The organism is Reichenbachiella agarivorans, assembly GCF_025502585.1.
Lineage (GTDB): Bacteria > Bacteroidota > Bacteroidia > Cytophagales > Cyclobacteriaceae > Reichenbachiella > Reichenbachiella agarivorans.
Genome location: NZ_CP106679.1, coordinates 2,629,120 through 2,643,088, shown reverse-complemented (window position 1 = coordinate 2,643,088; position 13,969 = coordinate 2,629,120). Strand labels below are relative to the sequence as shown.

The following is a 13,969-nucleotide window of genomic DNA, read 5'->3' as shown; positions in this document are numbered from 1 at the left end:
GCCGATGAACTTTTTCCTCTTTCAACTTTATGAACTTTTAACCTTTAGCTCATCAGTATAATATTTCTTCTTTAACCAAAATGCTACCTTTACAAGCAGAATCAAGGCAGGAACCTCTACCAAAGGGCCTATGACTCCTGTGAAAGCCTGTCCTGAATTGAGTCCGAAGACGGCAATCGCAACAGCAATCGCCAATTCAAAATTGTTGCCCGCAGCAGTAAATGCTATCGAAGCATTTTTGTCATACTCCGCACCCATGGCTTTGCTCATGAAAAACCCGATGAGGAACATGATGATGAAGTAAATCATCAGCGGTACAGCAATCCTGAGTACATCCATCGGTATTTGTACGATCAATTCTCCTTTGAGCGAGAACATCACGATGATCGTAAAAAGCAAAGCAATCAGTGTCATAGGTGAAATCGTAGGTATGAATTTGGTCTTGTACCATTCTTCACCTTTCCACTTCACCAAACACCACCTGCTCAACATCCCCATCACGAACGGAATACCCAAATAAATGGCAACACTCTCTGCAATAGTCACAATCGAGATATCCACAATGGCACCTTCAAACCCAAAATAAGGCGGCAATACAGTGATAAATAACCAGGCATAAAAACTATAACCAAACACCTGAAAAACACTATTGAGCGCCACTAAACCTGCTCCATACTCACTGCTTCCTTCGGCCAAATCATTCCAAACCAATACCATAGCAATACAGCGTGCCAAGCCTATCAGAATCAGTCCAACCATATACTCAGGGTAATCATGGAGGAAAATCAAAGCCAAAACAAACATAAGTACTGGCCCTATTATCCAGTTCAACACCAGAGAAATGGACAAAACCTTTACATTCTTGAACACCTTGGGCAACAACTTGTAGTCGACCTTGGCCAATGGCGGATACATCATCAGGATCAAACCAATAGCAATGGGGATATTCGTGCTCCCGCTGCTAAATGAATTGATAACCTCCGAACTGGAGGGGAAAAAGTAGCCAATCCCAACTCCCAACCCCATCGCTAGGAATATCCAAAGCGTCAGGTAGCTGTCCAAAAAGCTTAATTTTTTCTTAGATTGTGTCATGAGGGCAATTTGATTTCAGAGAATACATAGAACATTTCAGAAGCAATCTGCATCGATCGCTCATCATACTTTTCGGCCTCCTGAGGCGTATCATCAAATGCCTTTGGGTCCTCATAGCGAACAGGGATGCGCTGCTCTGTACCTGGGATAAACGGACAGTTGTCATCAGCATGAGAGCAAGTCATTACAGCTGCAAATTGAGCAGCTTGGTTGATAGGATCATCAAAAAGTTTGGAAAATGCCTGAATTGCCTGAGCATCTTCTGAATGCAAAACTTGATACACAGGATTGATCTCTCCTGTCGCAGCAACACCAAAACCACTCCTCTTGATAGAGTCCACTGCACGCTCGTTGAATGCCGTCACCTCTACCCCGCCAGAATAACAATGCGCAGGTACACCAAAGAAATCTGCCGCTGTTTGAGCCCAGATTTGAGAAAACTGGCTTCTGCGGGAATTGTGTGTACAAATAAAATTGAGGTTGACCTCTTGTCCCGCATCCACTTTGCTTTGAACGTAATCGATGAGCACTTTTAGTACTTCCTTTCGCTCGGCTGAGATACTTAGACCTCTTACTTTGTCAATGGTTTTCGAAAGCCCTGATAACATAATTGTATAATAGGTTTTGTATGATTTTAATACTTTGATCGTTTTATTTAGGTAGCCTAATGATCTATTGCGCTACACGCAATAGATCATTTGACAGATTAGCAACAGCCTGATCCTGGAGCACAAGACTCAGCTTCCTTCAATGTAGACAGTCTGATTCTTGGCTTTTGTGATGGAATTCCACACTGATCTTTTGCCAAACAATCTGTTTGTGTAGCCGTGAGGTAAAAATCACCATTTTGAAACTCCAACCCATATTTTCCAATGGTATTGCCTTGGTATTCTACTTCAATTTCTAAATCGTCCAGAGCCAATTTTCGCTCCGACAACTCAATGATAGCACGGAGTTTTTCTGCACTCAAACGGTGATCATAATCCTCCGCGGTAAACAACTGAAAGTTGATAACTGATTCCTTGCGTACAGTACCACCACAATCAATAAAATGCTTTTGTATGCTTCCTACTTCAGTCACATGAAAGTGAGAGGGTACTTGTTCGCCACTAGGCAAAACAAAATTGATTTGCTCTACTTTGGCTAGATGTGTTTTAATTTCTGATAGCTTCATAATGTTATTGCAATATTACGATATGTATAAACAATTTTTTTTAACAACAATCTCCTGATTTAGAAGACGCAAATTGATCAAAGATGTCGTTGAACTGCTCTTTGATCCCTTCCCACCGAACTGGATTGATACAGTAGCTGATTCGCGAACCTTCGATGGTTCCTTGGATGATACCGATATCTTTCAATTCTCTGAGGTGCTGACTGATAGTTGCCTGAGCCAAACCTAATTCCAATACCAAATCCCCATTGACACAAGCATTGGTCTTGAGCAAATGCTGAATAATCGCTACGCGAGCAGGGTGCGCAAAGGCCTTTGCTGCTGTCGCCAGATCATTCTGTACTTCCGAAAAAAGATTTGTCTTAGTAACTCCCATTGTTTAATCGCAATATTACGATAAATATCTCTACTGACCAAAATATATCTAGGAAATGTGCCATTTTTTATTACCAGAAATAATCCCTTGTTATTCTTAGTCCCGTCGAAAATATGCAAGCAGTACTATAAAAATCCAGCTACATCAAGCTGGAAAGTCGCGTTGAAAACGCTCTGCCTATTGCCCCTCGCTGTGCTGCACCATACGAGGACAGAGGATTTTGCTTCCTATTCTCCAAGGGTAATTTTATTCTATTATTATGTGTTTTGACATACAGTTAGGTCTAGAATAGAAGGAAATTAATATATGATAATAAGTTAAGTTTGTAGCATTGTAGCCATTTTATGGTACGTATAATTATTAACCCAAATACAATGATAAATCAAATAAGAATTAAGCACTTGCTCGTGCTATTGCTAGCTACGGCTGTATTTTCTGGTTGTATGCAAGAAAAGAAAGAGCCTGAGGTAGATAACATATTGTTACAAGAGTGGAAGGGCCCTTTTGGTGGTGTCCCAGCATTTGACAAGATAAAAATTGAAGATGTCAAACCTGCCATGCTAAAAGGCATGGAGTTGAATCTAGAAGAGATTGACATCATAGCAAGTAGCACAGAGGCTCCTACCTTTGAAAACACGATAGAAGAGATGGAACGTGCTGGTGCAGAATTGGGTAGAGTCTTTACCTATTACAATATTTTAAGTAGCAATCTTTCTACTCCTGAGTTCAGAACAATTCAGACAGAATTAGCACCCTTAATCTCCGAGTTTCAATCCAAAATCACACAAAATGAGCAGTTGTTTCAGAGAATCAAAGCAGTCTATCAAGCTTCTTTAGAATCACCATTAGTAGCAGATCAACAGCGGGTGTTAGATTTGACATACAATAGATTTGCTATGAATGGAGCAGCACTCAGCCCTGAGAAAAAACTTCGTTATGCAGAGATAAATAAGGAGCTTTCTAGTCTATACACTAAGTTTTCAAACAACGTTTTGCATGATGAAGAAAATTATGTTACCTACCTCACAGAGGAACAATTGGGGGGACTATCAGGTAGTTTTATCAAATCAGCGGCAAAAATAGCGACAGACAAAGGACAAGAGGGGAAATATGCCATTACCAATACCCGATCTTCTATAGACCCTTTTTTGACGTACTCTACAGATAGAGAATTGCGCCAGCAAGTCTGGGTCAATTACTATGCTAGAGGGGACAACGGAGACGAGTATGACAACAATCAATTGATTGCTGATATTTTGAAACTGCGAAGAGAACGTGTAGAGTTATTAGGATACACAAATTATGCTGAATGGCGTTTGCAAGACAGGATGGCCAAGACACCTGAAAATGCAATGGCACTGATGGAAGCTGTGTGGCCAGCCGCTATTGCCAGAGTGGCCGAAGAAGTCGCAGATATGCAAGCTGTAGCTGACCAAAATGGAGACAATATTGTGATAGAACCTTGGGATTATAGATTTTATGCTGAGAAGGTAAGAAAGGTAAAATATGATTTGGACTCTGATGAAGTAAAACAATACCTGCAACTTGATAAACTGACGGAAGCAATGCACTATGTAGCAGGTAGGTTGTTCAATTATAAATTCACACCCGTACAAGATGGTTCAGTGCCTGTATTTAACGAAGATGTAAAAGTCTGGGAAGTCACAGATATAGACTCTGGTGACAATATTGGGTTGTGGTATTTGGATCCATATGCCAGACAAGGCAAGAGGTCAGGAGCATGGGCCACTACTTACAGGAACTATACGACTTTTGACGGTGAGAGGAACGTATTGGCATCTAACAATTCCAACTTTGTAAAGCCAGCACCTGGAGAAGCACTGTTGGTATCATGGGATGATGCGACAACTTTCTTTCATGAGTTTGGTCACGCCCTTCACTTTTTCTCGTCCAATGTAAAGTACCCTACCTTGAATGGTGGAGTCAGAGATTACACCGAGTTCCAATCACAGTTGCTGGAGCGTTGGTTGTCTACTGATGATGTGATCAACAACTTTTTGGTCCACAATAAAACAGGGGAACCAATACCAGCATCCTTGGTGGCTAAAATCAAGAATGCAGATACTTTTAATCAAGGATTCTCCACAACAGAGTATTTGGCTTCAGCTATCATGGATATGAAACTCCACTTGGCAAATCCTGACAGCATAGATGTAGACCGATTTGAACGAGAAACATTGGCAGAATTGAAAATGCCTAAAGAACTACCAATGCGTCATCGAACACCACATTTCGGTCATGTTTTTTCTGGAGAAGGTTATGCTACAGCCTACTACGGATATCTGTGGGCAGATGTATTAACAGCTGATGCAGCCGAAGCATTTACAGAAGCTCCAGGAGGTTTTTATGACGAAGAGGTGGCTAGCAAACTTGTCAAGTATTTGTTTGCTCCAAGAAACTCTATGGATCCAGCGGCGGCCTATCGACTCTTCAGAGGACGGGATGCCAATATCGAAGCTCTCATGAGAGATAGAGGGTTTCCCATTACTGTAGAGGAGTAGACAATACCAACTAAGAAAGTAGTGGTATGACCACAGAGATAATCTTTGTAAACTTTCCGCTACTATTCATCATAGGCCACAAGCTATTGCAACTTGTGGCCTATTTGATTTATATGGTGGAAATCTGTAAGTCAACACAATGAGGTTTCACTCTAAATAGTGAACCAATGAATCCAACAACTACTTCAGGTAATGTAAAACCGAAATATCAGAATTAAGAAAATGCTAAATACTAACTCTATACTGATACGTTCAGACAACAAATTCATAGCCTAACATAACCTCAAATCAGAGCTTAGCAACAGTCGTATTACAACTGAAAAATTCAAGAATACCTCTATGAACAAAAAAGGAGAAGCCATCTAGCCTCTCCTTTTCAATCGTTCCTTTACAAGGAAATCCCTCGCTTCCAAGGTATGAAATCCTCTTGTCGCAAAGCGTCTGCCTTGGCCTCTGTCTCGCCACTGGCTACACTGATCACATACTCCAATATATCGTCTCCCATTTCCTCGATGGTCTTGGTTCCTTCGATCACTGACCCAGTATTGATGTCGATGATGTCCGACATACGCTCTGCCATTTTGGTGTTGGACGACACCTTAATCACTGGAGCTACGGGATTGCCTGTTGGCGTACCTAGCCCCGTTGTGAACAGCACGACATTGGCACCTGAGCCTACCAAACCTGTAGTGGACTCTACATCGTTGCCTGGAGTACATAGCAAGCTGAGACCGTCCTTTTTGACGTACTCTGTGTAATCCAAAATATCGTTGACTGCTGAGTTCCCTCCTTTTTTGGCTGCACCGGCGCTTTTCATCGCATCTGTGATCAGACCATCCTTGATGTTGCCAGGTGATGGATTCATGTCAAAACCTGAGCCCACCGCTACTGCGGCATTGGAATAACTGCGCATCAGGTTGGCAAACTTAGGTGCCAACTGAGGTTCAGACATTCTATTGATCAGTACTTGCTCCACGCCGCATAGCTCGGGAAATTCGGATAAGATCGCCTTTCCTCCCAAGGCCGCCATCAGATCAGAGACATGTCCCAAGGCTGGGTTGGCCGATATCCCAGAGAACCCGTCAGAGCCTCCACATTCCAAACCGATCGCCAACTTAGACAAAGGTGCTGGTGTTCTGGTCAGTTTGTTGGCCTCTACCAGTGCTTTGAAAGTCGCCTTGATGGCATTTTCCAACAATTCTGTTTCGCTGCCCGTCGCTTGCTGATCAAAGTACAGCACAGGTTTGCTAAAGTCTGGATTCAGAGCTTTGATGGCTGTATCCAAGATATGCGTCTGTGCATTCTGACAACCCAAGCTAAGTACTGTAGCTCCTGCGACATTCGGATTGTTGAGATAGCCCGCCAACAATCGACACAAAGTATCGCTGTCCTGTCTTGTGCCTCCACAACCCGCCTGATGTGTGATAAATTTGATTTTTACATTTTCGAAAGGGCTTTTGCTCGCTGTTTTTTCTTGCTTTTCCAATGTGAGTTCGTCAATACCCTTGCCTGTGGCATGGTTGTGAACGATGTTTTCCAAGAACTGAGTGTATGGATCTTCCTGCTCATAACCCAAAGCTTTTTCAAATGCCTTTTTGATGACGTTGATGTTTCTGTTTTCACAGAAAACCATCGGGAACACCAACCAATTGTTGGCCGTACCTACCTGACCATCGGCACGATGATAACCATTGAATGTCCGCCCTTCGAACTTGGAGATATCTGGTGCCTTCCATGTAAACTCACTGGTCTTTTCCTCCGAAAACTGGGTCGCTTTGTGCGTCGTATTGCTCACTGTGATCGGTTCTCCTGCAGCTATTGGGCCATTGGCAGTCCCCACCACGAGACCGTACATATACATCTCATCTCCAGTCTTGAGATTCTCTAGTGCAAATTTATGCTTGGCCGAGATATCTACTGTGAGCGTCACAGTGTATCCATTGACAGTGAGTTGTTCCCCTTTCTTTAGGTCGGTCAAGGCCACACCTAGGTTGTCTTCTTGATTGATTGTTATCGCCTTCTTCATTTCTTCCCTTCTAATATCTCAAATTCGATCGATTGCCATGCCAGATTCGATGGTTGCCATTACTTTGATCATTGCATCGCTTAGTCCTTTGATTTCTCTCAAGTCCTGATCCCAAAACTCTGTCTGTCCCAACACTTGATCTACTATTTCTTCAGGTGTCAATGCTTTTCCTTTCAATCCGTGGAAAAATTCTACCACATTGTGATCGTCTTTGATTTCAAAATCATCCGACAGGTACAGTGAAATCAAATAGGTCAATGCTGTGACCAAGCCTTTAGGCAACTCCTTTTTGATGGATATGTAATCCAAAATCGTAGGCAAAACACGCACTTTGAATTTAGGTATAGAGTTCAAGGCGATGGATTTCAACTCATGTCGAATGAATGGGTTTTTGAATCGCTCGATCACCTGATTGGCAAATTCTTCGAGTTCCGCCTGAGGCAAGTCTATCGTAGGCAATATCTCTTCAAAGATGATCTGCTGTACGAATGCGCCCACTTTATTATCCTCCACTGTCTCACGAACTGTCTCCAGTCCATGTAGCAGTGCCACAGGAACCATGCTCGTGTGTGCTCCGTTGAGTACACGTACTTTTCTCGTTCTGTAGGGTGCTTGGTTGTTGGTATAGATGACATTGAGGCCAAATTTATCCGCGGGAAACTGCTTTTGGATCTGCTCTGGCGCTTCCATCACCCAGAGATGAAAAATCTCAGAAGCCACCACCAAATTGTCTTTGAATCCAATAGAAGCCTGAATCTCTTCGATTTCATCTTTTGGATAGCCCGGCACAATTCTATCGACCAAAGTATTGGCGAAGTAGTTGTGATTCTCTACCCAAGAACTGAACTCGGCAGGCAAGCTCCACAATTCGGCATACTTCAAAATAGCTTCTTTCAGTTTCTGACCGTTTTTATCTATCAGTTCCACTGGGATGAAACTCAATCCTTTGTCCTGAGCAGCAGCAAAATGCTGGAATCTCTCCCACAGCAAAAGGGTTACCTTGCCTGGGAATGTTTTGGGCAGTCCTTCCGTCGGCAAGACATCTTCCTCATTGAACACAATTCCTGCTTCAGTAGTGTTAGAAATCACCATTTCCAACTCAGGCAACAATACCACGGCCTTGTAAGCCGCCAAATCCTTGAATGGATTGATGCACTGCTGTATCGCAGAGATCAATCTCGTCTCTTCGTGAGGTTGACCGTCTTTCAATCCACGCAACACATGATGATACAAGCCATCTTGTGCTTGCAGCATGTGAACGATACCCTGATCGATAGGCTGCACCACTGCGATACCATGTTGGTAGTCGCCTTCTTTGTTCATGATGTCAATCATCCAATCCGAAAATGCCCGCAAGAAGTTGCCTTCTCCAAACTGGAGGATTTTGATGGGTAATGCTGCTATGTCGGTATGCTGTCGATTCAATTCTCTCATGTTCCTTTCTTAAATAATTTTGATCAATACTTGTAAGTTGTCATTTCCCATCTATCATCCACAGTCTTATATATGATGACAAGCTCCAGTTAATAATGACAATACTACTAGGTGATTCGTATTTTAAGTCAAAATTAGTTTGGAGCGATATTTCGAGATATTCATTTTTCACCATTCCCTATTCCCTGGATTCTCATTGCTAGAATAATTCTATATTTTGCACCATTACAGATTCTAGCTAAATTAACAGTCGGGATAGTCAAAGCAAGTATGATGAGAAAGAGTATTCTGGTATTGTTCCTCTTGGTACATACCATGATCGTGTGGGGTATCAATGGGTATCAACCCAAGGTTGCTGATCCAATGCTGGAAGAGTGGCGTTTTGCTTTTTTTCCAGAACTTGACGACCGAGGTGTCAGATGCATCGCTTCCCAATCAGACAAGAGCAACTTTTGGTTTGGTCTAGAATCTGGTGTGGCGCTCTACGATGGGTATGACTGGAAATACTACGGCGAGGAAGAAGGCCTAGGTGGCAAAGCTGTCCAAAAAATGTTCGTCAGTGAGAATCAAAAAATCTACGCGGCATCTGTCAATGGCATCTATCTATATGAGGATGACAATTGGCACAACATTGCCCCCATCAACCCCAAATCCAACATCAGAATAGATGCCATACGTGAGCTCAAAAGCGGCAACATTGTTTGCGCTACTTCGCTAGGAGTCATCTTCATCACACCCAAAGACAATTTCTTACTCAGTCAAGAAAGCAATGCAAAAAAAATGCTCGCTGAAGATTCAGAATTTCAAATTGTTGATATCCCTGATCGACTACTCAAAAACAACAGATTTGACAACATATCAGATGTATTTGAAGTCACCCCTGGGGAATTATGGATTCCCATCACTTATGTACTGGAGGATGAAATTGGTGACATCATGATGTTTACCGAAGAGGAAATCATCACCAATTCAGTCAAAAATTACGGGCTATTCAGCAATTATTACGAGATGGATATGGGCTATGAACACAACATCATGCGTACCTCAAATGGCGACATCTGGATCATCAACAAATCCAACAAAATCCCTGCGGTGAGATTCAGCGACAACCGCTGGAACAAAGTCGAGTACGGCAAGATATTCGGCGATGATGAATATTCTGAAAGCATCGCCGAGACCAAAGATGGTAAAATATGGATCAGTGGTATCGGTAATCTATACGCCATGGACACCTCTGGACAATGGATGAAATACAATTCGGAGAATTTTAAAATCCCACATGGTCACATCGAGCTACACACCGAAGACAACTCCAAACTATGGATATATGAGGAGCAATCCTCTGTCTCGCGTATTGATCTCTCTGATGACAAATGGCTCACCTACCTCGAGCTCAACTACCAATGTAGACAAACCAATGGTAGCTCTTGGTTCATAGATTTCGAAGGACACGCCATCCAACAGAGCAACGGACAATGGTATCAGTTTGGCCAAGAGGATGGTATGATTGACAATCCTGTAAGTCTATATGCAGATTCGAGAGACTATGTTTGGGTGATTGGGAGTGAAAATGGAGTAGCTGCTGCAGGTTTCCTGCAAAATGGAAAATGGAACAAAATCATCTTGGATTCGCTCTCATGGGGCGTGGACTACCGTGCCATCTTCGAGTCCAATGATGGCTCAATATGGCTCGGTGGCAGTTCGGATGTGTACCTAGATCGAGGACAATCAGGAGGGCTGGCTCAGATCGTGAATCCACACAGTGATTTCCGCAAAGTCATCTACCACAAAGGCCGCCTCAATGGCCTCAACCAACTCAACGCCTACGGCATCACACAATCCAAAAATGGCAATATCTGGATCGGCGGTACTGGTTTGTGCTACTTTGACAAAGTATCCTGGAGCTATACAGAAAACCGGAATCTCAATGATTTCGTCAACGACGTGCACACTGACCGCAATGGCACCTTGTACGTAGGGTCCCGACTCCATGGCTTGTACATCTTGCAAGACGATGGTCAATGGGTCAACTACTCCATCAAAAATGGACTCACCAGCAACAACATCATCAGTTTGACCACCAGTCAAGAACCAGGAGAAATCTGGCTCGCTACTGACAAAGACATCAGCTATTTCAATGGGCAGGTATGGACCAATTACATCTTCCCAGAGCACCTCACCTTATCCTACGAAGGAGGAACAATCAAAACAAATGAGCTCAACGAAATCTGGGTAAGCAGGTCTCCACGCGAATGGAAACGGAGAGTCTATACAGGTCGAAATCCCAGCGAGGCAATCCGCAGCAAGTTCAACACTGTTCGTTTCATCAAAGACACCATCCCTCCACAGACCTCTATAGAGGTCTATTCAGAGACAGTTGACAACTCTGGCAATACCAGTATCCTATGGACCGGGAGACATTTTTTCAACAAAGTCAGTGCTGAAAACCTCAGCTTTTCCTACAAGATCAACGACGAGCCATGGTCCCAATTCAACTCTGCCACGAGCAACACCTTCCTAGGATTGGCCAATGGCGATTACACCTTCCAGGTACGTGCAATGGATTCTGAAGGCAACATTGATCCCACACCTGCTGTGATTCATTTCATAGTTACTCCTCCAGTATGGAAACAGGCATGGTTCATACTTTTGATTGGATCACTGCTCTTGGTCATCGGATATTCTGTGTTCATCATCATGAAAAAACAGGAGATTCTTGAACAGCTCAACCTGTCCCTACAATCCAGCAATGGAGAGCTAGAATCTCGCAATTTGGAGATCGAAAAGCAAAAAGATTCCTTGGAAGAGGCTGTTAAAAAAATTGACGAACTCTCCCAAGCCAAAGTCAAATTCTTCACCAACATCACCCATGAGTTTAGAACACCTCTGAGCCTGATTTTAGGGCCAATTGACAAGCTGATCAAAGACCATTCAAGCAAAGATTCAGACCACAATTATTTCAGACTCATCAAGCAAAATGCGCTGCGTCTCCAGAAACTCATCAATCAATTGCTAGAGGTACGGCGCATCGAGGCGGGGAATCTCGATCTAGTTCTATCCAAAAATGACATAGTCTCTTTCACCAAAGGAATCAAAGATCTGTTCATCAACCAAGCACTAGATCGGGACATCAAACTACAGTTTGTATCTGACTATCAAAAACTCACCATCTTCTTTGATCAGGACAAAGTCGAAAAAATATTGTTTAACCTGATTTCCAATGCCTTTAAGCACACGCCCAAACATGGGAGTATCAAAATCAGCTTGTTGCAAGCCGAAAAGTATCTCATGAAAGACAGCTCGCTTGATTTTATCCGACTGGTAGTGGAAGACAATGGTACTGGTCTAGACAAAGCCATTTTGGACAAACTCTTTGAGCGATTTGCGGTAGGTCACAATGACGTCCAGCATGAGGAAAACAGTGGCATTGGACTATCCTATATCAAGGATCTGATAGAAGCCCACCAAGGGAATATCAAAGTAGAAAGTGAACTCGGAGAGGGTACCAAATTTACTGTTTACATCCCCGAAAACCTCAATGCCCCTGAATCAGATATGAATCCCCAATCTGAGAGCCATTTTACCTCTCAGATGACTCACCCCTCTGAAGAGTACAAGCTGGAACACGAACTCAGTATCATCAATGACAATACCCAGATCAAGGACAAGGAAAAAGCAACACTATTGGTAGTGGAAGACAACCGTGACATGCTGGCCTTCATCAAATCCTTATTGATCAAAGACTACAACGTCCTCTCTGCCAACAATGGCGCACAAGGTCTCGAAGTACTCAACAGAGAATACATCGACCTAGTCATCAGTGACATCATGATGCCCAAGGTAGATGGCATCACACTATGTGACAAAATCAAGTCCGATACCGCCATCAGTCATATCCCAGTGATATTATTGACTGCACTCGCTATGGATAGCAAAAGAATCCAAGGTTATGAATCTGGTGCGGATTCTTACATTGTCAAACCCTTTGAGCCGGATTTGCTACTAGCTAGAGTTCAAAATCTCCTGGAATCAAGAGATAAACTCAAAGAGAAATATGCGGACAACTTGAGATTCAAACCCAAAGACATCAAAGTGACCTCTGTAGACGAAGAATTCTTGGTCAAACTCTCCAGTCTCTTGGAAGAAAACGTGTCTGACGCTCAGTTTGACGTCACCAGCATGTGCGAAATGGTCAACATGAGCCACATGCACTTCATCCGAAAAGTCAAGCAACTCACAGGCAAAAAGCCAGTCGATCTGCTCAAGTCCTTTAGATTGACCAGAGCCAAACAGTTGCTATCCCAAAACAAAATCAATGTATCTCAAGTAGGATACATGGTCGGCTATGATCTTCCCAATTCATTTACTCGTGCTTTCAAAAATGAATTTGGTATTTCCCCTACGCAATTCGTTCAAAATCCCGATCTTGAAACTCCTAAAACCTAATCCATGTCTTATTATTTCAAAAATATTGGGTGTACCCTCCTACTTCTGACTATTTGCATGACGATGAATGCACAGCATCATGTCATCTCTCTTTGGCAAGACAAAATACCCAACGAAAAATCATCCAATCTCAAAGAGGAATCTACTATCACTGACACGCAAAGAATCAAAAACGTCCGCAACCCAAGCATAGAAGTCTACCTCCCCTCCAATAGTAATTCTGTCAGACGAGCGGTGATGATTTGTCCAGGAGGAGGATATGGAATCTTGGCCTACGACAAAGAAGGAACTGATTTTGCCAAATGGCTCAATGGATACGGCATAGCAGGTATCGTCCTCAAATACAGATTGCCAGAGGATGACTCAAACAAGACACCTCATCTCTCACCACTCATGGATGCCAAGCAGGGGATGAAAATCATCAAAGACAGTGCAGCAGTATGGGGCATAGATGCAGACAAAATCGGCGTGATGGGCTTTTCGGCGGGAGGACATTTGGCGTCCACATTAGGAACTCATTTTGATTCAGAAAATCGTCCAGATTTCATGGCGTTGATCTATCCAGTGATTACCATGCAATCTGATTTTACCCACATGGGTTCTCGCAACAATCTATTGGGTGAAAATCCAGACAAAGCACTCGTTGATTTGTATTCCAACGAAATGCAAGTAACACACAACACCCCTCCTACTTTCATCCTGCATAGTGCGGATGACCAAGCAGTTCCTGTAGAAAATAGCCTTCAATTCTACCAAGCTCTCAACGATCACCAAGTCCCCGTCGAAATGCATCTCTATCCTCAAGGTGGACACGGCTATGGATTTGGTAGACACAATACTCACCTCTCTGGTTGGTCCCTCTTGTTGATCGATTGGTTGCAACAATTATGAAATATCTC

The 13,969-nt window shown here is 43.0% G+C and carries 9 protein-coding genes; 3 read left to right on the top strand and 6 right to left on the bottom strand.

What is annotated here, in order from left to right:
* Positions 1-27 precede the first annotated feature (27 nt).
* The 4 genes from arsB to N6H18_RS11095 form a co-directional block, all read right to left on the bottom strand.
* On the bottom strand, positions 28-1,092 hold the full coding sequence (gene arsB, locus N6H18_RS11110; RefSeq protein WP_262308346.1) for an ACR3 family arsenite efflux transporter: 1,065 nt from the start codon (positions 1,090-1,092) through the stop codon (positions 28-30).
* The gene (locus N6H18_RS11105; RefSeq protein ID WP_262308345.1) at positions 1,089-1,700 is read right to left on the bottom strand and encodes a low molecular weight phosphatase family protein; all 612 of its coding nucleotides are present in this window, start codon (positions 1,698-1,700) and stop codon (positions 1,089-1,091) included. Before N6H18_RS11105 ends, arsB begins: the two co-directional genes overlap by 4 nt.
* Before the next feature lie 98 nt (positions 1,701-1,798).
* Positions 1,799-2,266, bottom strand: a complete 468-nt coding sequence (locus N6H18_RS11100) for a DUF6428 family protein (RefSeq protein WP_262308344.1) — start codon at positions 2,264-2,266, stop codon at positions 1,799-1,801.
* A 40-nt stretch (positions 2,267-2,306) separates the two neighbouring features.
* On the bottom strand, positions 2,307-2,642 hold the full coding sequence (locus tag N6H18_RS11095; RefSeq protein WP_262308343.1) for an ArsR/SmtB family transcription factor: 336 nt from the start codon (positions 2,640-2,642) through the stop codon (positions 2,307-2,309).
* Positions 2,643-3,016: 374 nt separating this feature from the next.
* On the opposite strand from N6H18_RS11095, the gene N6H18_RS11090 reads away from it, so the two are divergent.
* Positions 3,017-5,164, top strand: a complete 2,148-nt coding sequence (locus tag N6H18_RS11090; RefSeq protein ID WP_262308342.1) for a M3 family metallopeptidase — start codon at positions 3,017-3,019, stop codon at positions 5,162-5,164.
* A 388-nt stretch (positions 5,165-5,552) separates the two neighbouring features.
* Here the strand turns inward: N6H18_RS11090 and N6H18_RS11085 are convergent, their stop codons facing one another.
* Together N6H18_RS11085 and N6H18_RS11080 are read right to left on the bottom strand one after the other, a co-directional pair.
* Entirely contained in the window at positions 5,553-7,190 is a 1,638-nt protein-coding gene (locus N6H18_RS11085) for a UxaA family hydrolase (RefSeq protein WP_262308341.1), read from the bottom strand.
* Between the two features lie 18 nt (positions 7,191-7,208).
* Positions 7,209-8,624: a tagaturonate reductase gene (locus tag N6H18_RS11080; RefSeq protein ID WP_262308340.1), complete on the bottom strand. Its 1,416-nt coding sequence runs from the start codon at positions 8,622-8,624 to the stop codon at positions 7,209-7,211.
* Between the two features lie 270 nt (positions 8,625-8,894).
* On the opposite strand from N6H18_RS11080, the gene N6H18_RS11075 reads away from it, so the two are divergent.
* Both N6H18_RS11075 and N6H18_RS11070 read left to right on the top strand, forming a co-directional pair.
* Positions 8,895-13,070, top strand: coding sequence for a hybrid sensor histidine kinase/response regulator transcription factor (locus N6H18_RS11075; RefSeq protein ID WP_262308339.1), 4,176 nt, complete (start codon positions 8,895-8,897; stop codon positions 13,068-13,070).
* Positions 13,071-13,073: 3 nt separating this feature from the next.
* The gene (locus N6H18_RS11070; protein ID WP_262308338.1) at positions 13,074-13,961 is read left to right on the top strand and encodes an alpha/beta hydrolase; all 888 of its coding nucleotides are present in this window, start codon (positions 13,074-13,076) and stop codon (positions 13,959-13,961) included.
* Positions 13,962-13,969 lie beyond the last annotated feature (8 nt).